The organism is Azospirillum largimobile, assembly GCF_977007025.2.
On record NZ_CDRMUA020000001.1, the window covers coordinates 984,669 to 1,005,129 of the forward strand.

Annotated in this window: 19 protein-coding genes; 16 read left to right on the forward strand and 3 right to left on the reverse strand. The window is 66.0% G+C overall.

Annotated elements, in window-relative coordinates; translation table 11 throughout:
- Positions 1–9: 9 nt before the first annotated feature.
- Together ACWPKK_RS04530 and rnd are read right to left on the reverse strand one after the other, a co-directional pair.
- Positions 10–1,296: a hypothetical protein gene (locus tag ACWPKK_RS04530; protein ID WP_452001347.1), complete on the reverse strand. Its 1,287-nt coding sequence runs from the start codon at positions 1,294–1,296 to the stop codon at positions 10–12.
- Between the two features lie 304 nt (positions 1,297–1,600).
- Positions 1,601–2,791: a ribonuclease D gene (rnd, locus tag ACWPKK_RS04535; protein ID WP_452001348.1), complete on the reverse strand. Its 1,191-nt coding sequence runs from the start codon at positions 2,789–2,791 to the stop codon at positions 1,601–1,603.
- Between the two features lie 365 nt (positions 2,792–3,156).
- Between rnd and aspS the strand changes: the two genes are divergently transcribed.
- The 16 genes from aspS (at position 3,157) to gloA (ending at position 19,394) form a co-directional block, all read left to right on the forward strand.
- On the forward strand, positions 3,157–4,983 hold the full coding sequence (gene aspS / locus ACWPKK_RS04540; RefSeq protein ID WP_310114095.1) for an aspartate--tRNA ligase: 1,827 nt from the start codon (positions 3,157–3,159) through the stop codon (positions 4,981–4,983).
- 241 nt (positions 4,984–5,224) lie between these two features.
- Positions 5,225–6,007: a 30S ribosomal protein S2 gene (gene rpsB, locus ACWPKK_RS04545; protein WP_045580009.1), complete on the forward strand. Its 783-nt coding sequence runs from the start codon at positions 5,225–5,227 to the stop codon at positions 6,005–6,007.
- 133 nt (positions 6,008–6,140) lie between these two features.
- Positions 6,141–7,073: a translation elongation factor Ts gene (gene tsf / locus ACWPKK_RS04550; RefSeq protein WP_324870196.1), complete on the forward strand. Its 933-nt coding sequence runs from the start codon at positions 6,141–6,143 to the stop codon at positions 7,071–7,073.
- Between the two features lie 66 nt (positions 7,074–7,139).
- Complete coding sequence (gene pyrH, locus ACWPKK_RS04555; RefSeq protein ID WP_149223387.1) at positions 7,140–7,895, forward strand: UMP kinase; 756 nt, start codon at positions 7,140–7,142, stop codon at positions 7,893–7,895.
- A gap of 4 nt (positions 7,896–7,899) precedes the next feature.
- A complete protein-coding gene (gene frr, locus ACWPKK_RS04560; RefSeq protein WP_414637212.1) occupies positions 7,900–8,457 on the forward strand; it encodes a ribosome recycling factor in 558 nt (185 codons plus the stop codon).
- Positions 8,458–8,463: 6 nt separating this feature from the next.
- The gene (locus ACWPKK_RS04565) at positions 8,464–9,204 is read left to right on the forward strand and encodes an isoprenyl transferase (RefSeq protein WP_452001351.1); all 741 of its coding nucleotides are present in this window, start codon (positions 8,464–8,466) and stop codon (positions 9,202–9,204) included.
- Positions 9,205–9,229: 25 nt separating this feature from the next.
- Positions 9,230–10,036: a phosphatidate cytidylyltransferase gene (locus ACWPKK_RS04570; RefSeq protein ID WP_452001353.1), complete on the forward strand. Its 807-nt coding sequence runs from the start codon at positions 9,230–9,232 to the stop codon at positions 10,034–10,036.
- Positions 10,027–11,235 carry a 1-deoxy-D-xylulose-5-phosphate reductoisomerase gene (locus ACWPKK_RS04575; RefSeq protein WP_452001355.1) on the forward strand — a complete coding sequence of 403 codons (1,209 nt, stop codon included), beginning with the start codon at positions 10,027–10,029 and terminating at the stop codon, positions 11,233–11,235. Before ACWPKK_RS04570 ends, ACWPKK_RS04575 begins: the two co-directional genes overlap by 10 nt.
- A gap of 36 nt (positions 11,236–11,271) precedes the next feature.
- Complete coding sequence (rseP, locus tag ACWPKK_RS04580; RefSeq protein ID WP_452001356.1) at positions 11,272–12,405, forward strand: RIP metalloprotease RseP; 1,134 nt, start codon at positions 11,272–11,274, stop codon at positions 12,403–12,405.
- A gap of 78 nt (positions 12,406–12,483) precedes the next feature.
- Positions 12,484–14,772: an outer membrane protein assembly factor BamA gene (gene bamA, locus ACWPKK_RS04585; RefSeq protein ID WP_414637214.1), complete on the forward strand. Its 2,289-nt coding sequence runs from the start codon at positions 12,484–12,486 to the stop codon at positions 14,770–14,772.
- Between the two features lies 1 nt (position 14,773).
- Positions 14,774–15,424 carry an OmpH family outer membrane protein gene (locus ACWPKK_RS04590; RefSeq protein ID WP_324870190.1) on the forward strand — a complete coding sequence of 217 codons (651 nt, stop codon included), beginning with the start codon at positions 14,774–14,776 and terminating at the stop codon, positions 15,422–15,424.
- Positions 15,425–15,637: 213 nt separating this feature from the next.
- Positions 15,638–16,120, forward strand: a complete 483-nt coding sequence (gene fabZ, locus ACWPKK_RS04595) for a 3-hydroxyacyl-ACP dehydratase FabZ (RefSeq protein ID WP_310114073.1) — start codon at positions 15,638–15,640, stop codon at positions 16,118–16,120.
- On the forward strand, positions 16,117–16,911 hold the full coding sequence (gene lpxA, locus ACWPKK_RS04600; protein ID WP_452001359.1) for an acyl-ACP--UDP-N-acetylglucosamine O-acyltransferase: 795 nt from the start codon (positions 16,117–16,119) through the stop codon (positions 16,909–16,911). The genes fabZ and lpxA overlap by 4 nt, the downstream gene beginning before the upstream one ends.
- 12 nt (positions 16,912–16,923) lie before the next feature.
- Positions 16,924–17,766 (forward strand): LpxI family protein, encoded by an 843-nt coding sequence (locus ACWPKK_RS04605; RefSeq protein ID WP_452001360.1) that lies wholly within the window; start codon positions 16,924–16,926, stop codon positions 17,764–17,766.
- Positions 17,763–18,974, forward strand: a complete 1,212-nt coding sequence (gene lpxB, locus ACWPKK_RS04610) for a lipid-A-disaccharide synthase (protein ID WP_452001362.1) — start codon at positions 17,763–17,765, stop codon at positions 18,972–18,974. Before ACWPKK_RS04605 ends, lpxB begins: the two co-directional genes overlap by 4 nt.
- A 24-nt stretch (positions 18,975–18,998) precedes the next feature.
- Positions 18,999–19,394: a lactoylglutathione lyase gene (gene gloA / locus ACWPKK_RS04615; protein WP_111066033.1), complete on the forward strand. Its 396-nt coding sequence runs from the start codon at positions 18,999–19,001 to the stop codon at positions 19,392–19,394.
- Between the two features lie 12 nt (positions 19,395–19,406).
- Here the strand turns inward: gloA and ftrA are convergent, their stop codons facing one another.
- Complete coding sequence (gene ftrA / locus ACWPKK_RS04620; RefSeq protein ID WP_452001364.1) at positions 19,407–20,429, reverse strand: transcriptional regulator FtrA; 1,023 nt, start codon at positions 20,427–20,429, stop codon at positions 19,407–19,409.
- Positions 20,430–20,461 lie beyond the last annotated feature (32 nt).

The following is a 20,461-nucleotide window of genomic DNA, read 5'->3' on the forward strand; positions in this document are numbered from 1 at the left end:
GCGTGGTTCTCAATCCACCTTGGCGTGGGCGATGGCCTCGCGGACGCTGACGCCCTTGCGCATGATGTTGTCCACCGCCCGGCCCTGGACCAGCTTGATGCCCATCTTGTGGGCGTAGACCAGGCTCGACACGCTGTCGCAACGGGCCAGGATGAACTTGCAGCGGTCCTGTTCGGCGATGCGGTCGCGGAAGAACTTCTCGAACGACGGGTCCATCTCCAGCATGTCGTTCGACCAGAAGATCTTCGCGTAGTCCGCGTTCAGGTATTCAAGATCGAAATTCGTCACCCAGAAAGGATTCAGCCCGTCCACCGCGATCTGGTAACGGCGGTCCTGGGCGAACTCCACCACCTCGTTGAACAGCGGCAGGTTTTCGATCAGGTCGCCCTTGGACACCTCCAGCACCACCTGCCCGCGGAAATCGATCGGCAGGCGTTCGTCGAACTTCACGAAGCCGGTTGAGATGACGGTGGACAGGTTGATGTTGATGCCGATCCGCCGCCCCCGCATGAAGCTGAGCCCATGGTTCAGCGCGCGCAGGACCGACTGGTCGAGGTTGGCGGTGAAATAGTTGAACAGCCACTTGTTGGCTGTGATGTCGTAATCCGGGCAGAGCCGTTCCTGGAGAAGCTTGATGGAGATGTAGAGCTCGTAATACTCCATCTCCGCTTCGCCGCTGCCGATGTTGGCGATGCCCTGGTTGAACAGGAAGGGCGACAAATCGAACATCTGCATCGAGCGTTCGAGCTTGCCCAGTTCCTCCAGCGTGATCGGCGGCTTGGTTTCGGTGACGTGGTTGCCGGTCTCGTTCGCCTGAAGCTCCTCGATGAAGCGGATGACGTTGATGAAGTTCAACGCCAGTTCCATGATCGAGTAGAGCGAGTATTCCTTGTAGGGGTTCGGTCCCGTCAGCGTCGTCTTCGACAGGAAAACCTGTTCGACCGTCTGGCAGACGTCGGTGACGCCGGTCAGCTTCAGCCCCTTGTAGAGGATGATGACGTCGCCGTTGGAGATGTTGAAGGATTGCAGGTAGGACGCCTTGGTCGCCAGTTCCTGGATGATCGAGCGCACCATCATCTGGCTGGTCGGGTCGCGGTCCTTCAGCAGCGACAAATGCATGTGGATCAGCCGCATGCCCTGCAGTTCGTTCTTCGCCGACCGCAGCAGGTTCAGGAGCTTGTCGTTGTCGAAATCCGGCTTCTGGTCCTTGGCGGCGGCGACGGCGGCCTGCTTTTCCGTTGTGGAAAGCCGGACACGGTCCCGTCCAACCGGTGGTCTGCCGCCAAACCTGCTCATACGATGCTCACTCCCACAACAAGCGTCACGCCTGCCAACCACCCGTATCAACGGCCGCTCGTTGTTCGGCAGCCTTCATGTCCGGTCCGGTGCCTTGCGCCCAGCCGGAACCGCGGCCCCCCAGGCGCCGGGAACCCGGCGAATCCTGCGTAGCCGAACGGATTTTAACGGTAACTTTCTTTAAAAAGCCCTTAAGGCCAAAGTCAGGACGCGGGTGGGTCCGGACCGCGGCAAAGAGCCCCGAAGGCGCCCTAAGGGCGCGTTCGGGGCGCGGCAATCATCGAAGCGACGCCATCCGAAAAGGTCAAGTTTCCGAGTCGACCGGCTCGGCCGACGGACGCGGTTCTCCGGCGGGAACGATGCGGACGCGACGGTCTATGACCGCAAGTCCGATCTTTCCGTGCTTCAGGGCGAGGGCATCATTGCCGAACAGCTCGCGCCGCCATCCGTGCATCGCCGGAATGTCCGCGGCGTCGTCGGCGGCCAGAGCCTCCAACTCGGAAGACGAGGCCACCAGCTTCGCCGCGACATTGTTCTCGTCGCACTTCATCTTCAGCAGCACGCGCAGAAGCTCGACGATCGGTTGCAGTCCGGGCGGCGGTTCCTCGCGCGGCTCGACGCGGGGCAGGGCGCTGTCGGGCAGGTCCAACCCCGCCTGCACGGCGGCCAGCACGTCGGCCCCCTGCCGCCCCTCCGCGAAGCCGCGGCCAAGCCCGCGGGTGCGGGCGAGATCGTCGACGGTGGTCGGAGCGTGGGCGGCGATCTCAAGCAGGGCTTCGTCGCGCAGCACGCGGGAGCGCGGCTGGTCGCGGCGCTGCGCCTCGCGCTCGCGCCACGCCGCCAGTTCCTTGAGGATCGCCATGAAGCGCGGCTTGTTGGTCCGCACCTTCAGCCGCAGGTACGAGCTTTCCGGGTCGACCTGATAGGTCGCCGGATCGGTGAGGATCGCCATCTCCTCCTCCAGCCAGTGTGACCGGCCGGAGCGGGCGAGGCGGCGCTTCAGCTTCTCATAGGCCGGGCGCAGGTGGATCACGTCGGACAGGGCGTAGGTCAGCTGCCGCTCGGTCAGCGGGCGGTGGGACCAGTCGGTGAATCGGCTGGACTTGTCGATGCGGGCGCCGGCCAGCTTGGTCACCAGCGTCTCGTAGCCGACGCTCTCGCCGAAGCCGCAGACCATCGCCGCGACCTGCGTGTCGAACAGCGGATGCGGGATCTGGCCGGACAGGTGCCAGAAGATCTCCACGTCCTGGCGGGCGGCATGGAACACCTTCAGCACCGACGGGTCGCTCATCAGCGCGAAAAGCGGCGCAAGGTCGATGCCCTCGGCCAGCGGGTCGATGGCGACCGCGCCGTCGGGTCCGCCGACCTGCACGAGGCACAATTGCGGCCAATAGGTCTTTTCCCGCAGGAACTCGGTGTCGACCGTGATGTACTCGGCCCCGGCCAGCGACTGACAGAAGGCCTGGAGGGCGTCGGTTGTCGTGATGAGCGTCATGGTTGCTTCATACACGACCGAACGGGTGCTTGAAAGTCCGCCGAAGCGCCGGGACGCTGCACGCTGAAAAAGGGATGCGCGGGCTGCAGGGCAGGGGGCGCCGCGGGCGGATTTTCCTCTCGCGCTTATTGCCGCGCGGCGGCGGTGTTAAACTGTGGTCGACTGGACGGCGTGACGGCCGGGAAGGGGATGTTGAACAGGTGAACAGGGCGCCGGAAAGCGTTTCACGGCGTTTCAAACGTTCCATTTCGACCACCGCGGACGCACGCTCCACCCTATCGCGGCTTGACTTTCGCGCGCGTCCGGTGTGGTGTGTCGGACCGCTTTTTCCGCCGGAATCCGACCTTTTCAAGGTGTTTCGACCCATGCACCCCTACCGCACGCACACCTGCGGCCAGCTTCGTGAAGAGAATGCCGGCGAGACCGTCCGCCTGTCGGGCTGGATGAACCGGAAGCGCGACCATGGACAGCTGCTGTTCATCGACCTGCGCGACCATTACGGCCTGACGCAGTGCGTGGTCGATACCTCCAACCCGGCCTTCGAGGTCGCGAACCGGCTGAAGCTGGAATCGGTCATCACCGTCACCGGCAAGGTGGTGAAGCGTACGGCCGAGACCATCAACGACAAGCTGCCCACCGGCCGCATCGAGCTGCAGATCGCCGAACTCACCGTCGAAGGCGAGGCGGAGCAGATTCCGCTGCAGGTCAACCAGGACACGGATGCCGGCGAAGACGTTCGCCTGCGCTACCGCTTCCTCGACCTGCGCCGCGAGCGCATCCACGAGAACATCATGCTGCGGTCGCGTGTGATCGCCTCGGCGCGCCGCCGCATGATCGACCAGGGCTTCACCGAATTCCAGACGCCGATCCTCACCGCGTCCTCGCCTGAGGGTGCGCGCGACTATCTGGTGCCCAGCCGCAACCATCCCGGCAAGTTCTACGCCCTGCCGCAGGCGCCGCAGCAGTTCAAGCAGCTGCTGATGGTCGCCGGCTTCGACCGCTACTTCCAGATCGCCCCCTGCTTCCGCGACGAGGATGCCCGCGCCGACCGCAGCCCGGGCGAGTTCTACCAGCTCGATTTCGAGATGTCCTTCGTCACCCAGGAAGACGTCTTCGCCGCCATCGAGCCGGTACTGCACGGCATCTTCGACGAGTTCGGCGGCTTCCGCCGCGACTCGAAGCCGGCCATCGACGGCCTGCCGTTCCGCCGCATCTCCTTCGCCGAGTCGATGCTGAAGTACGGCAACGACAAGCCGGACCTGCGCAATCCCCTGGTCATCACCGACGTGACCGAGGTGTTCAAGCGCGACGACGTCGAATTCCGCGCCTTCAAGCAGACGCTGGAGAAGGGCGGCGTCGTCCGCGCCATCCGCGCCCCGAAGGTCTCCGACCGTCCGCGCAGCTTCTTCGACAAGCTGAACGACTGGGCTCGCGGCCTCGGCGCTCCCGGCCTCGGCTACATCGTCATGGAAGCCGGCGGCGGCAAGGGTCCGATCGCCAAGTTCGTGCCGGAGGCGGCGCAAGCCCAGCTGCGCGAGCTGGCCGGTCTGGAAGACGGCGACGCCATCTTCTTCGTCTGCGACCAGCCCGGCCCGGCGGCCAAGCTGGCCGGCTTCGCCCGCACCCGCATCGGCGAGGAACTGGACCTGATCGAGAAGAACGCCTTCCGCTTCTGCTGGATCGTCGACTTCCCGATGTACGAGCTGGATGAAGAGACCAACAAGGTCATCTTCAGCCACAACCCGTTCTCCATGCCCCAGGGCGGCCTGAAGGCGCTGGAGACGATGAACCCGCTCGACATCAAGGCCTACCAGTACGACATCGTGTGCAATGGCGTGGAACTGTCGTCGGGCGCCATCCGCAACCATCTGCCGGAAGTGATGTACAAGGCCTTCGAGATCGCCGGCTATCCGCCGGAGGAACTGGAAGCCCGATTCGGCGGCATGCTGAGTGCGTTCAAGCTGGGCGCCCCGCCGCACGGCGGCTCGGCCCCGGGCATCGACCGCATCGTCATGCTGCTGGCCGACGAGCCGAACATCCGCGAAGTCATCGCCTTCCCGCTGAACCAGCGTGCGGAAGACCTTCTGATGCAGGCCCCGGCGCCGGTCGACACCGCCCGTCTGCGCGAGCTTCACCTGAAGCTGGACCTGCCCAAGCCGAAGGTCGCAGCACCGTCCGCGCCGCAGGCCTAAAGGAACTTTCGCCAGTCCTTGGCGGTTTGCTGAAAAGGCCATCCGGACGCAGGTCCGGGTGGCCTTTTTCCTTGTCAACATACGCGCGCGGGGCTATGTAAGCGCCGTCGTCAAAACCTCACGCGGGCTGGCGGACCCTCGGTTTTACCCCGATGGCCCGATCCGGTGTCGTCAGCCATGGTTTCCATGCGCTCTCGACAATGCCCGCGGCGGAGCAACCGGAAAAAGGGATTTTTTCCACATGACCATGCCCACCTTCACCATGCGCCAGCTGCTGGAAGCCGGTGTCCACTTCGGCCACCACACCCGCCGCTGGAACCCGAAGATGAACCAGTACATCTTCGGCGTGCGCAATGGCGTGCACATCATCGATCTCGAGCAGACCGTCCCGATGCTGCACCGCGCCCTGCAGGCCGTGCGTGACGTCGTCGCCGGCGGCGGCCGCGTCCTGTTCGTCGGCACCAAGCGCCAGGCGCAGGAGCGTATCGCCGAGGCTGCCGCCAAGTGCGGCCAGTACTACGTCAACCACCGCTGGCTCGGCGGCATGCTGACCAACTGGAAGACGATCTCCCAGTCGATCAAGCGCCTGCGCGAGATGGAAGAGCGTCTGGGCGGCGACACCTCGGGCCTGACCAAGCGCGAAGTGCTGGAGCTGACCCGCGAGCGCGACAAGCTGGAGCGTGCGCTGGGCGGCATCAAGGAGATGGGCGGCCTGCCGGACGTCATCTTCATCATCGACACCAACAAGGAGTCGATCGCGGTCAAGGAAGCCAACAAGCTGGGCATCCCGGTCATCGCGGTTCTCGACAGCAACTCCGATCCGGACGGCGTGGCCTTCCCGATCCCCGGCAACGACGACGCGCTGCGCGCCATCGAGATGTACTGCGACCTGACGGTCGGCGCCGTGCTTGACGGCCTGCAGGCCGAGATGAGCGCCGCCGGCATCGACGTCGGCGCCGCCGAGGACGCCCCGGCCGAGCAGCTGCCGGAGGAAGAGACCGCCGAGACCGCCGCGCAGGCCTGACCCTGACGGTTGAAGGGCAGCCGGGCCTTATGACCTATGGCCCGGCTGCCTTTTTTATGGGTTGCCACCCGTTTTGACTTTGTGACTCAATCCGATCCGCCTGCCGGATCGCTTGGAAGGAAGAGGGCGCAACATGGCCGAGATTACCGCCTCGCTCGTCAAGGAACTGCGCGAGAAGACCGGCGCGGGCATGATGGACTGCAAGAAGGCGCTGAACGAGACGCAGGGCGACCTCGAGGGCGCCGTCGACTGGCTGCGCAAGAAGGGCCTCGCCGCCGCCGCCAAGAAGTCGGGCCGCGTCGCCGCCGAGGGTCTGGTCGCCGTCGCCACCGCCGGCACCAAGGGTGCCGTCGTCGAGGTGAACGCCGAGACCGACTTCGTCGCCCGCAACGACAAGTTCCAGGCTTTCGCCGCCAAGGCCGCCGAGCTGGCCCTGACCAGCGCCGGCGACGTCGAGGCCCTCAAGGCCGCGGCCTATCCGGGCACCTCGCACACCGCCCAGGATGAGCTGACCAGCCTGATCGCCACCGTCGGCGAGAACATGAACCTGCGCCGCGCCGTCACGCTGTCGGTCTCGGCCGGCGTCGTCGTCAGCTACGTCCACTCGGCCATCGCGCCGGGCCTGGGCAAGATCGGCGTTCTGGTCGCCCTGGAGTCGACCGGCGATGCCGGCAAGCTGGCCGACCTCGGCAAGCAGATCGCCATGCACATCGCCGCCGCCCGTCCGGACGCGCTGGACATCGCCGACGTCGACAGCTCGTCGCTGGAGCGTGAGCGCAACGTGCTGGCCGAGCAGGCCCGCGCTTCGGGCAAGCCGGAGAACATCATCGAGAAGATGGTCGAAGGCCGCGTCCGCAAGTACTACGAGGAAGTCTGCCTGCTGGAGCAGACCTACGTGATCGACGGCGAGACCAAGGTCCGCAAGGTGGTGGAGAACGCCGCCAAGGACATCGGCGCTCCGGTCAAGGTCACGGCCTTCACCCGCTTCGCGCTGGGCGAGGGCATCGAGAAGGCCCAGACGGACTTCGCCGCCGAGGTCGCTGCCGCCGCCGGCGGTCAGGGCTGAGACCGGTAAGGTCGAGCGCTTAGGTCCGCACGCCGCATTCCGAAACAGCAAGGGAGCGTTCCCCCCATGGTCGAAACCACCGGGACCACCGCACCGACAGAGGGCGTCCGCTACAAGCGCGTCCTCCTCAAGGTGTCGGGCGAGGCGCTGATGGGTCAGCGCGACTATGGTCTGGACCCGGAGATGGTGAACCGCATCGCCAGCGAGGTGAAGGCGGTCATCGCACTCGGCGTCCAGGTCAGTCTGGTCATCGGCGGGGGGAACATCTTCCGGGGTGTCAAGGGTGCGGCGAGCGGCATGGAGCGCGCCTCGGCCGACTACATCGGCATGCTCGCCACCGTGATGAACGCGCTCTCGATGCAGAGCGCGCTCGAACGGATGGGCGTCAGCACCCGCGTGCAGTCGGCCATCCCCATGTCGACGGTCTGCGAGCCATATATCCGGCGCCGCGCCGTCCGCCACATGGAAAAGGGCCGGGTGGTGATCTTCGCCGCAGGGACCGGCAATCCCTTCTTCACGACCGACACCGCCGCGGCGTTGCGCGCCTCGGAAATGGGCTGCGACGGTCTGCTGAAGGGCACGCAGGTCGACGGCGTCTACACCGCCGATCCGAAGAAGGATCCGTCGGCCCAGCATTACGAACGCCTCACCTACATGGATGTCCTGACCAAGGAACTGCAGGTGATGGACGCTTCGGCGATCGCGCTGTCGCGCGAGAACCACATTCCCATTTTGGTTTTCTCGATCCATACGCCCGGCGCCTTCGCCGAAGTGATGCAGGGCCGTGGCAAGCACACCATCATAACGGAAGAAAGGGAGTAGGCCCGTGGCTGCGCCCGACCTATCGGATCTGAAGCGCCGCATGGAAGGCGCGCTCGACTCATTTCGCAAGGAACTGGGCGGTCTGCGCACTGGCCGCGCCTCGTCCAACCTGCTGGAACCGGTGATGGTGGAGGCCTACGGCAGCCGCATGCACCTGCGCGAGGTGGCGACCGTCTCCGTTCCGGAGCCGCGCCTGATCTCCGTGCAGGTGTGGGACCGCGGCATGACCAAGGCTGTCGAGAAGGCCATCCGCGACAGCGGGCTGGGCCTGAACCCGCAGGCCGAGGGGCAGGTCATCCGTGTGCCGCTGCCCGACTTGACGCAGGAGCGCCGCGCCGAACTGGCGAAGGTCGCCCACAAATACGCCGAGCAGTGCCGTATCGCCATCCGCAACATCCGCCGCGACGGCATGGACGGCCTGAAGAAGGCCGAGAAGGCCAGCGAGATTACCCAGGACGAGCACAAGGTCCAGTCGGACAAGGTGCAGGTGCTGACCGACCAGCACATCAAGCTGGTCGACGACACGCTTGCGCAAAAAGAAAAGGAAATCATGCAGGTCTGATCCGGAATGCGCGAAGCGGACGACAACCGGTCCAACACGGCCCCTGGGCACGTCGCCATCATCATGGATGGCAACGGGCGCTGGGCCAAGGCGCGCGGCCTGCCGCGCACCGCCGGTCACAAGAAGGGCGTGGACGCCGTCCGCCGCACCGTGGAAGCGGCGCGCGAACTTGGCATCGGCACTCTGACGATCTTCAGCTTCTCTTCGGAGAACTGGCGCCGGCCGGAAGAGGAGATCAGCGACCTGATGGGTCTGCTGCGCTTCTATCTGCGCAGCGAGGTCGCCGAACTCCATCGGGCGGGCATCCGCCTGCGGGTGATCGGCGACCGCAACCGGTTGTCGGAGGACATCAATCGTCTGATCGACAATGCCGAGGGACTGACCCGCGACAACCGGGTCATGACGCTGGTCGTCGCCCTCAGCTACGGCTCGCGGCTGGAGATCGTCCACGCCGCTCGCCGGCTGGCGGAGGAGGTGGCGGCGGGGCGCCTGTCGCCCGACGCCATCGACGAGGACGCGCTGTCGGCCCGGCTCTACACCGCCGACATTCCCGACCCCGACCTGATCATCCGCACCAGCGGCGAGAAGCGGATCAGCAATTTCCTGCTGTGGCAGGCGGCTTATGCCGAGCTGGTCTTTGTGGACACCCTCTGGCCCGATTTTACCAAGCGCGATCTGGAGGCGGCGATTGAAGAGTTCCACCGACGGGAACGCCGCTTCGGCGCCACCACCGCCGGGTCCCGCTGAGTCATCGGTCTCGGCCACTCCGCCGGTGAAGCCTTCCAGGGCGGGGGACCTGAAGGTCCGCGCCCTGTCGGCGCTTGTCATGGCGCCTGTCGTGCTGGGCGCCGTCTGGCTCGGCGGCTGGGTGTTCCATGCACTCATCGCCTTCGGATCGGTGGTCGCCGTATCCGAATGGACCAACATCGTCCCCAGCGCCCGCCGCCTGCCCGCACGGTTGATGGCGGCGATCGGCATTGCCGTCGCGCTGATGGCCCAGATCGCTGCCGGTCCGGCCATGGGCCTGGGCGTCGCGGCGGCCTTCTCCGTTCTGACCGCCATCGTCGGGGGCGGCCGTGACCGCGGTCTGCTCGGGTTTGGCGTGTTCTACGTCGCCGCCGGCATGGCCGGGCTGATCTGGCTGCGCGATCTGCCGAACGTCGGGCTCTCGCTGTTCCTCTTCGTCCTGTTCGCCATCTGGGCGACTGACATCGGCGCCTATGCCGCCGGCCGCAGTATCGGCGGGCCGAAACTGGCGCCCCGCATCAGCCCGAAGAAGACCTGGGCCGGCCTGATCGGCGGCATGCTGTCTTCCGCCCTGTTCGGCTGGCTGGTGGCCGTTGCCTTCGGCGCGGCGCGTCCGGACATCGCCATTCTGGTCGGCGCCGCAGTCGCGGTGGTGGGGCAGGCCGGCGACCTGTTCGAATCGGCGGTCAAGCGGCGTTACAACGTGAAGGACAGCGGCCAGCTCATTCCCGGGCATGGCGGCATCCTCGACCGCATCGACGGGCTTCTGGCCGCGGCCCCGGTGTTGGCCTTGTTCCACGCGGCCGTTGGAACGGTTCTCTCATGGTGGTGAAGGCGGAGGCGGTGCCGGGTGCGCCGCGCAGCGTGACGATCCTCGGTTCCACCGGTTCGGTCGGCACGCAGACCGTGGACCTCGTCACCCGCGATCCGGAGCGCTTCCCGGTTGAGGCGCTGACCGCCAACCGCAACGTCGCCTTGCTGGCCAAGCAGGCCCGCGATCTCAAGGCCCGTCTTGCCGTCGTCGCGGATCCCGCGGCCTATGCCGAGTTGAAGGACCTCTTGTCCGGCACCGGCATCGAGGTTGCCGCCGGTGCCGAGGCGGTGGCCGCCGCCGCCGAGCGGCCCGCCGATTGGGTGATGGCCGCCATCGTCGGCGCCGCCGGCCTGGAGCCGACGCTCGCCGCCGTGCGCCGCGGCGCCATCGTCGCCTTCGCCAACAAGGAGGTTCTGGTCTGCGCCGGCTCCTTGATGATGGAGGAGGTGAAGGCGCATGGCGCCACGCTGCTGCCGGTCGACAGCGAGCATTCCGCCATCTATCAGGTCTTCGATTTCGAGCGGACCGACAGCGTCGCCCGCCTGATCCTCACTGCATCCGGCGGCCCGTTCCGCACCAGGGACCGCGCCTTCATGGCGGCGGCGACGCGGGAGCAGGCGGTGGCACATCCGACCTGGGACATGGGCGCCAAGATCTCGGTCGACAGCGCCACGATGATGAACAAGGGGCTGGAGCTGATCGAAGCCCATTTCCTGTTCGGCATCCCGGAGGAACGGATCGACGTCCTGGTCCATCCGCAGTCGGTCATCCATTCACTGGTCGAGTATGTCGACGGCTCCGTGCTGGCGCAGCTCGGCACGCCGGACATGCGCACGCCCATCGCCTATGCGCTGGGCTGGCCCGCCCGCATTGCCACACCGGCGGAACGGCTGGATCTGGTCAAGGCCGCGACCCTGACCTTCGAGGCTCCGGATCCCGTTCGATTCCCGGCACTTCGGCTGGCCCGGGCCGCCTTGCAAAGCGGTGGGGGCGCTCCTACTATACTCAGTGCCGCCAACGAGGTGGCTGTTCAGGCGTTTCTCGACCGCCGGATCGGCTTCCTCGACATCGAACGGATCGTCGAGGAGACGTTGACGGCGTTGCCCCACCGCCCGCTGCGCGATCTCGCCGCCGTGCGGGAGGCCGACGCGGACGCCAGGCGGGTTGCCGCCGGCCGCATTCAGGCCATCGGTGCGACGGCGGTTGGCAGCCGATGATCCGCGTTCGAGGCGCTGGAAGGCGCAAGGGTTGAAATGGACGTAATCGGCGGTTTCTGGACCTCGGTGCTGGCTTTCCTGCTGGTCCTCACCGTGCTCGTCTTCGTGCACGAGCTTGGCCACTATTTGATCGCACGGCGCAACGGCGTGCGGATCGAGACCTTCTCCATCGGCTTCGGGCCGGAGCTGTTTGGTTTCACCGATCAAGCCGGTACGCGCTGGAAGTTCAGCGCGCTGCCGCTCGGCGGATACGTCAAGATGTTCGGCGACGCCGACCCGGCCAGCACGCCCGGTGCCCACCTCACGGGCATGTCGGAGGAGGAGCGGGCGGTGTCCTTCCACCACAAGCGGGTGGGGCAGCGCGCGGCCATCGTCGCCGCCGGGCCGATCGCCAACTTCCTGTTTTCCATCGTCGTGCTGGCCGTGCTGTTCATTACGGCGGGGCAGTCCTTCACTCCGCCCGATGTCGGCGGCATCCAGCCCGGCAGCGCCGCCGAGCGTGCTGGCATCCAGCCTGGCGACCTGATCCTGTCGGTCGATGGCACCGGGGTTCAGCGCTTCGAGGAAATCCGGCAGATCGTTTCCATCCGGCCGGGTCAGCCTCTGGCGATCGAACTGAAGCGCGACGGCCGGGTGGTGACGGTCACCGCCACGCCGGATTCGCAGTCCGTCACCGACCGACTCGGCAACAGCCATCAGATCGGCCTGCTCGGGATCAGCCGCGGCAGCGTCGGAATGATGCGCCACGATCCGCTGACAGCGGTCTGGCAGGCGGGACGAGAAGTCGCAGGCATGATCACCGGCACCTTCACCGCGCTGGGCCAGATGGTCCAGGGATCGCGCGGGACGGAAGAGCTGGGGGGGCCGCTGCGCATCGCCCAGATGTCGGGCGAGGTGGCGCAATCCGGCTGGTATCCGCTGATCTGGTTCATGACCTTCCTGTCGGTGAACCTCGGGCTGATCAACCTCTTCCCGGTGCCGATGCTGGACGGCGGCCACCTGCTGTTCTACGCCTTCGAAAAGCTGCGCGGGCGGCCGCTCGGAGCGAGAGCGCAAGAATACGGTTTCCGAATTGGATTGGCCTTGGTATTAACGCTCATGGTCTTCGCCACGTGGAACGACCTGGTTCAACTGCGCGTGGTCGATTTCTTCCGGGGACTGGTCTCCTAAAGCCAGCCCCTTGCCAGGGAGCGTGATTTGCCGGTGTCGAGCAAAGTTCTGGTGGCGGGCCTGCTGGCCGGCTGCGCCATGACGACGGTGTCTGTCGCCCACGCCCAAACCGCCGCCTCGCCCGGACGGGCGCCTGCGGGTTCCGGGTCCATGGTCGCCCAGGTGTTCAGCGGCGGTACGGTGCGCGATATCCGGGTCGAAGGCACCCAGCGAATCGAACCGTCCACGGTCCGCTCCTACCTGACGATTCAGCCCGGCGACCAGTTCGATCCCGATCGGATCGACCAGTCGCTGAAGGCTTTGTTCAACACCGGCCTGTTCGCAGACGTGGTGCTGAAGCGCGAGGGCGATGCGCTGGTGGTGACGGTGGCCGAAAACCCCATCATCAACCGCATCGCGTTCGAGGGGAACCGGCGCATCGACAAGGAGACGCTGGAGAAGGAAATCCAGCTGCGTCCCCGCGTCGTCTACACGCGCACCCGCGTTCAGACCGACGTTCAGCGCATTCAGGAAATCTACCGCCGCCAGGGCCGATTCGCCGCGACGGTGGAGCCGAAGATCATCCAGCTCGACCAGAACCGCGTCGATCTGGTCTATGAGATCAATGAAGGCGTGCGCACCGGCGTACGCGGCATCACCTTCATCGGAAACGAGCATTTTTCCGACGGGAGTCTGCGCGAGGCGGTTCAGACCAAGGAATCCGCCTGGTGGCGCTTCCTGTCGTCCGACGACAACTATGATCCGGACCGTCTGAACTACGACCGCGACCTGCTGCGCCGCTTCTACCTGAAGGAAGGCTACGCCGACTTCCGCGTGGTCTCGGCCGTGGCGGAACTCACACCCGACAAGTCGGACTTCTTCATCACCTTCACGATCGAGGAAGGCGAGCGCTACAAGTTCGGCAAGGTGGACATCAACACCTCGCTGAAGCAGCTCGACCCGACGGTCCTGCAGAACAGCGTGACCACCACCGAAGGCGACTGGTACAACGCCCAGAAGGTGGAAGACACGATCACGAAGCTGACGAACGCCGTCGGCGACCTGCAATATGCCTTCGTGGATGTCCGGCCGCGGATTTCGCGCAACCGCGAGAACCGTACCATCGACATCATCTATGAGATCAACGAGGGGCCGCGCACCTTCGTCGACCGCATCGACATCACCGGCAACGTCCGCACGCTGGACAAGGTGGTGCGCCGCGAGATGCTGCTGTCCGAAGGCGACCCCTTCAACGCGTCCAAGCTGAAGCGGTCCGAGCAGCGCATCAAGGATCTGGGCTTCTTCGAGCGTGTGAACATCACCACCGCCGAGAGCAGCGTGCCCGACCGCACTGTCGTGAACGTCGATGTGGCCGAGCAGTCGACCGGTGAAATCTCGATCGGTGCCGGTTTCTCGACCTCCGACGGTCCGTTGGGCGACTTCTCGATCCGCGAGCGCAACCTGCTCGGCCGCGGCCAGGATCTGCGCCTGGGCGCCACGCTGTCGGGCCGTCGCCAGCTGTACGACATCTCCTTCACGGAGCCGTACTTCATGGACCGGGACCTGTCGGCCGGCGTCGACATCTTCCGGACGCGCTACAACTACCAGGACGAAAGCTCGTTCAACGAGAAGAACACCGGCTTTGCCCTGCGCCTGGGCTATCCGCTGACCGAGCGCATGCGCCAGCGCGTCTATTACCAGCTGCAGGACACGCAGATCGAGGAAGTGCCGGCCACCGCGTCGAAGTACATCCAGGAGCAGCGCGGCAACCGCCTGACCTCGCTGATCGGCCAGGAGCTGACCTACGACGTCCGCAACAGCAAGCTGACGCCGACCGAGGGCTATTTCATCCGGCTGACCAACGACATCGCCGGTCTCGGCGGTTCGGTGCGCTTCCTGCGCAACAAGCTTGCCGCCGGCTATTACATCCCTCTCGGCGAGGACCAGTGGGTGCTGAGCACCACGGGCGAGATCGGCTATATCCACGGTCTCGGCCAGAAGGTGCAACTGGGCGACCGCTTCTTCATCGGCGGCGACACGCTGCGTGGCTTCAACACCGCCGGCATCGGTCCGCGCGACGTGTCCACCGGCGATGCGCTGGGCGGCACGCGCTATGCCCGCGCGTCGGTGGAAATGAGCTTCCCCTTCGGCCTGCCGGAAGAGTTCGGCCTGCTCGGCCATGCCTTCACCGATGTCGGTACGCTCGGCAAGGTCGACATCAGTGATCCGAACGTGAAGGATGACGAGACCATCCGCGTCTCCATCGGCACCGGCGTGTCGTGGAAGTCGCCGTTCGGGCCCATCCGGCTCGATGTCGCACTGCCGATCCGCAAGGAAGGCTACGACAAGAAAGAGCTCATCCGCTTCAGCTTCGGAACCAGGTTCTAAGATGCAATTCACCCAGTCGAAGGCGCCGTTCCGCGTCGCCGTCCTGTCGGCCGTCACGGTCGCCGGCCTCCTGTTCGCCGCCACGTCGGCCCAGGCCCAAACCCAGCCGAAGGCCGAAGCCCCCAAGGCGGCCACGGCCACGGCCACGGCCACGCCTCCGGCTCCCGGTGCGGAACTGAAGGCTCCGGTCATCGCGGTGATCGACGTCCAGAAGATCATGCAGGAATCCACCGCGTCGAAGGGCATCACCAAGTCCTTCGAATCGCTGCGCGATTCCTACCAGAAGGAAATTTCCGCGCTGGAAGACAAGCTCCGCAAGACCGAAGACGAACTGCGCAAGCAGCAGACCGTCCTGTCGCCGGAAGCGCTCGCCACCAAGCGCCGCGATTTCGAAAAGCAGGTCGCCGACGTCCAGAAGACGGTCCAGAACCGCAAGCGGGCACTGGAGACGAGCCTGAACGAAGCAATGGCCGTCGTTCACAAGACGATGGTCGATGTGGTCGCCGAAATCTCGCGCGAGCGCGGCGCGAACCTCGTTCTGGCCCGCCAGCAATTCGTTCTGGTCGACACCCAGCTCGACGTCACCGACACGGTGATGGAGCGGGTGAACAAGAAGCTCCCGCAGGTTGCGCTGAACGTTCCCAAGCAGTAATGCCTTTCTGAGCAGGGCCGTCGCCGTCCCGACTGGGAAGGTGACGGCCCTGTTGCGTTTCCGGGTTCGGCGGTTGCGGTCGCCGCGGAAATGGGGCAAGAAGGCGGAGCAAACAAAAGGCGCCAGCGTTTCCTGTTGGGGCGGCGGCGCCCGTTCTCCGGGAACGGGGAATGGTGAACCCTATCGGTTGGTGGAAAGGCGGGCGGCCGGACAATGGACGTGACGGCGGACAACAACGCGCAAAGCAAAAAGATCGACGACATCGACATCACGCGGATCATGAAGATGATCCCGCATCGCTACCCGATCCTGATGATCGACCGGGTGATCGATGTGACGCTGGGCGAAGGCGCCACCGGCGTGAAGAACGTCACGATCAACGAGCCCTTCTTCCAGGGCCATTTCCCGTCGCGTCCGGTGATGCCCGGGGTGCTGATCATCGAGGCGATGGCGCAGACCTCCGCCGTGCTGGTGGTCGCCACGCTCGGACCGGATGCCGAAGGCAAGCTGGTCTATTTCATGACCGTGGACGAGGCGCGCTTCCGTCGTCCGGTCACCCCCGGCGACACCATCCACATCCACGTGACCAAGCAGCGCCAGCGCGCCAACGTGTGGAAGTTCAAGGGCGAGGCCAAGGTCAACGGCGTCCTCGTCGCCGAAGCCATCTATTCCGCCATGATCCTGGACGAAAAATGACCGTCACCATCCATCCGTCCGCCATCGTCGATCCCGCGGCCAAGCTGGGCGAGAGGGTAGACATCGGTCCCTTCTGCGTCGTCGGCCCCGACGTCACGCTGGGCGACGGCGTTCGGCTGGTTTCGCATGTGGCTGTCGACGGGCGCACCAGCATCGGCGCCGAAACCGTCATCTATCCCTTCGCGTCCATCGGCCATCGCCCGCAGGACCTGAAGTTCCATGGTGAACCGTCCGAACTCGTCATCGGTGCCCGCAACCAGATCCGCGAGCATGTGACGATGAATCCCGGCACCGAGGGCGGCGGCATGATAACGCGCGTCGGCGACGATGGGCTGTTCATGATGGGCTCGCATGTGGCGCATGACTGCATCGTCGGCGACCATGTGATCATGGCGAACAACGCCACCCTGGGCGGCCATGTGACGTTGGGCGACTACGTCATCATCGGCGGGCTTTCGGCGGTGCGCCAGTTCGTGCGCATCGGCTCGCACGCCATGATCGGCGGCATGTCGGGCGTCGAGAACGACGTGATTCCCTTCGGTCTGGTGATGGGCGACCGTGCCCGCCTCGCCGGCCTGAACCTCGTCGGGCTTGAACGGCGCGGCTTCAAGAAGGACGACATCCACGCCCTGCGCGCGGCCTACCGCATGCTGTTCGGACCGGAGGGGACCTTTGCCGAGCGGGTGGAGGAGGTCGGTCGCGACTTCGGCGAGCGTGCGCTGATCTCCGACGTGCTGTCCTTCATCCGTGCCAAGGAAGCGCGCTCCCTCTGCCAACCGCGCGAGAGCTGAGGCCGCCGGCCGATGGCCGATACCCTTCAGGCTGCCGGTCCCAAGCTGGCGATCCTGGCCGGTGGCGGAACGCTGCCGGCCCGCATCGCCAGCGCGGTGCGCGGGCAGGGGCGGGAGGTCTTCGTCGTCGCCTTCGACGGCCATACCGACCCCGAAACCGTCGCGGGGCTCCCGCATTTGTGGAGCCGCTTCGGCGCCGCCGGCAGCATCCTGCGCCGTCTCCATGAGGAAGGCGTGGGAGAGGTCGTGCTCGCAGGACCGGTGAAGCGACCGTCCTTCACGGAACTGATGCCGGATTGGCGCACCGCCCGCTTCCTTGCCCGCGTCGGAACGAGGGCGCTCGGTGACGATGGGCTGCTGCGCGCCGTGGTCCGCGAGGTGGAGGAGGATGGCTTCCGCGTCGTCGGCCTGCATGACCTGTTGAAGGATCTGCTGACCACGCCCGGCCGGGTCGGTCGTCTCGCCCCGGATGCCGAGGCTGAACGCGACATCGCCCGCGCGGTGGAGGTCGCCCGTGCGTTGGGTGCGCTCGATGTCGGGCAGGGGGCGGTGGTCCAGCAGGGCATCGTGCTTGCAGTCGAGGCGATCGAAGGCACAGATGCCATGCTCGACCGCTGTGCCGGTCTGTCGCGGCCCGGACCCGGCGGCGTTCTGGTCAAGGTGAAGAAGCCGAAGCAGGACCGTCGCATCGACCTGCCGACGATGGGCGTCACGACGGTCGAGAAGGCCGCCGCGGCCGGGCTGCGCGGTATCGCGGTGGAGGCCGGCGGTAGCCTGTTGGTTGATCGTGCAGCGGTGGCGGCGACGGCCGACCGGCTCGGTCTGTTCGTCACCGGCATCGAGATTCCGCAATGAGCGTTACGTCCGTGGCCGATGACGGCCCGATTCTGTTCCTGATCGCCGGCGAGCCGTCGGGCGACGCGCTGGGTGCGCGGCTGATGGCGGCGGCGAAGCGGCTGACCGGCGGCAAGGTTCGCTTCGTGGGCATCGGCGGCGAGAAGATGACGGCGGAGGGGCTGGTCAGCCTGTTTCCCATGGGCGAACTGACCCTGTTCGGCATCTTCGAACTGCTGCCGCATTTGCCGAACCTGATCCGCCGCATCGACCAGACGGTTGCCGAGATCGTCCGGCTGCGCCCCGACGCCGTGGTGGGCATCGATTCGCCAGGCTTCACCGTGCGCGTGGCGAAGAAGGTGCGTGCCGCGGAGCCCGCCATCCCGCTGATCCACTATGTGGCGCCCACGGTGTGGGCCTGGAAGCCCAAGCGAGCGGCCAAATATGCCGCCATCTACGACCATCTCCTCGCGGTTCTACCGTTCGAGCCCCCGTACTTCGAGAAGGAGGGGCTTGCCTGCACCTTCGTCGGCCATTCGGTCGTCGAGGGTGGTGCGGGGAAAGGCGATGGTGCGGCGTTCCGTGAGCAGCATGGCATCGCGGCGGACGAGCGGATCGTCATCGTGCTTCCGGGCAGCCGCAAGGGAGAGGTATCGCGCCTGCTGCCCGACTTTCGCGCGGCGCTGGACCTGTTGCGTCCAAGCCATCCCGATCTGGTGGCGGTCGTGCCGACCGTGGCGACGGTGCGTGACCGCGTCGCCGCCGCCATCGCCGACTGGCCGGTCCGTACCCTGCTGGTGGAAGGGGACGCCGAGAAGTACGATGCCTTCGCGGCGGCGGAGGCGGCTCTTGCCGCATCGGGCACCGTCGCGTTGGAACTGGCGCTCGCGCGGCTTCCAACTGTAATCGCCTACCGGCTGAATCCGGTCACCGTCGCTCTTTATCGCCGGCTGATCAGGGTGAAGTACGTCAATCTCGTCAACCTGATGCTCGATCGGATGCTGGTCCCGGAATTGCTGCAGCAGGACTGCCGGCCCGATAGACTGGCGGCCGAGTTGGGGCGTTTGCTCGACGATCCGGCGGCGCGCCAGGCGCAGGTCGACGGTGTCGCCGAGGTGGCTCGCTGGCTGGGGCAGGGGGATACCCCGCCCAGCGAACGCGCCGCCCGCACCATCCTGGACGTCGTCCAAGAACGCCGCTCCAAGACAGCTGAACAACCGCCCAGTTAAACGCCAAGCGGGAGAATAGAGACCATGAGCGAATTCCGTCTGCTGCATACGATGCTGCGCGTGCTGGATCTGGAGAAGTCACTGGACTTCTACACCCGTCTGCTCGGCATGAAGCTGCTGCGCCGCAATGACTATGAGGGCGGTCGCTTCACCTTGGCCTTCGTTGGCTATGGCGAGGAGTCCGATACCGCCGTCCTGGAACTGACCCATAACTGGGACCAGAAGGAGCCGTACGAGATTGGCACCGCCTATGGCCACATCGCGCTCGGCGTTCCCGATATCTACGGCACCTGCGAGAAGCTTGCCGCCGAAGGCGTCAAGATCCCGCGTCCGCCCGGCCCGATGAAGCACGGTACCACCGTCATCGCCTTCATTGAGGATCCCGACGGGTACAAGGTTGAACTGATCGAGACGAAGTGACCGGTCGGCCGGTCATCGGTTCAGGACAGGGGCGTGGTCGGCAACGGCCGCGCCCCCGTCGCTTGTGCCGGGAACCGGAGCGGGATCGCGGCGGAAGTGCGCCCGGTACGTGGCCGGACTGATCCCCAGACGCTGGCGGAAATGATGCCGCAAGGTGGCCGCGGAGCCGAAGCCGGCGAGGGTCGCGACCTCTTCCACCGGCAGGGTTCCGCGTTCCAGCAGATCACGGGCGCGGTTCAGCCGCTCCGTCGTCAGCCATTCGCCGGGCGTGGTGCCGGTCAGCGCCTGGAACCGTCGCAGGAAGGTGCGCAGGCTCATGCCGGCGCGCGAGGCCATGCTTGACAGGCTGTGGTCCTCCGCAAGAGTTTCCCGCAGATGGTCGAGCAGCGGTCCCAGACGGACTCCCTCACGGGCGATGGGCACCGGTGCCTCGATGAACTGAGCCTGCCCTCCCTCGCGGTGAGGCTGGACCACCAGACGGCGGGCGACGCTGTTGGCGGCTTCGGGTCCGAAATCGCGGCGCACCAGATGAAGGCAAAGGTCGATGCCGGCCGCGCTGCCGGCAGAGGTCAGGATGTTGCCCTCGTCCACGTAGAGAACGTCAGGCACCACACGGATGTCGGGATAAAGCTCCCCAAGCGTTGTGGCATAGCGCCAGTGGGTGGTCGCGCGGCGACCCGTCAGCAGACCGGCGGCGGCCAGAACGAAGGCACCGGAGCAAATCGAGAGAATGCGTGCTCCGCGCACATCGGCCCGGCGCAGTGCCTCCGTTAGTTGGACAGGTACCGGTTCGCGAGCGCCGCGCCAGCCGGGAATGACGATGATGTCGGCTTGGTCCAGCAGATCGAGCCCACCATCGGCCTCGATGCGGATCCCGCCCACTGCCCGCAATGGGCCGGAATCGAGGGCGGCGACGGCGAAGCGATACCAGCCGGGGCCAAGCTCAGGGCGTGGAAGACCGAACACCTCGACGGCCACGCCGAACTCGAAGGTGCACAGACCGTCATAGGCGAGGGCTACGGCAAGCGGTGGCATGGCATTTGGCATGATCTGAACGATAGCTGGCA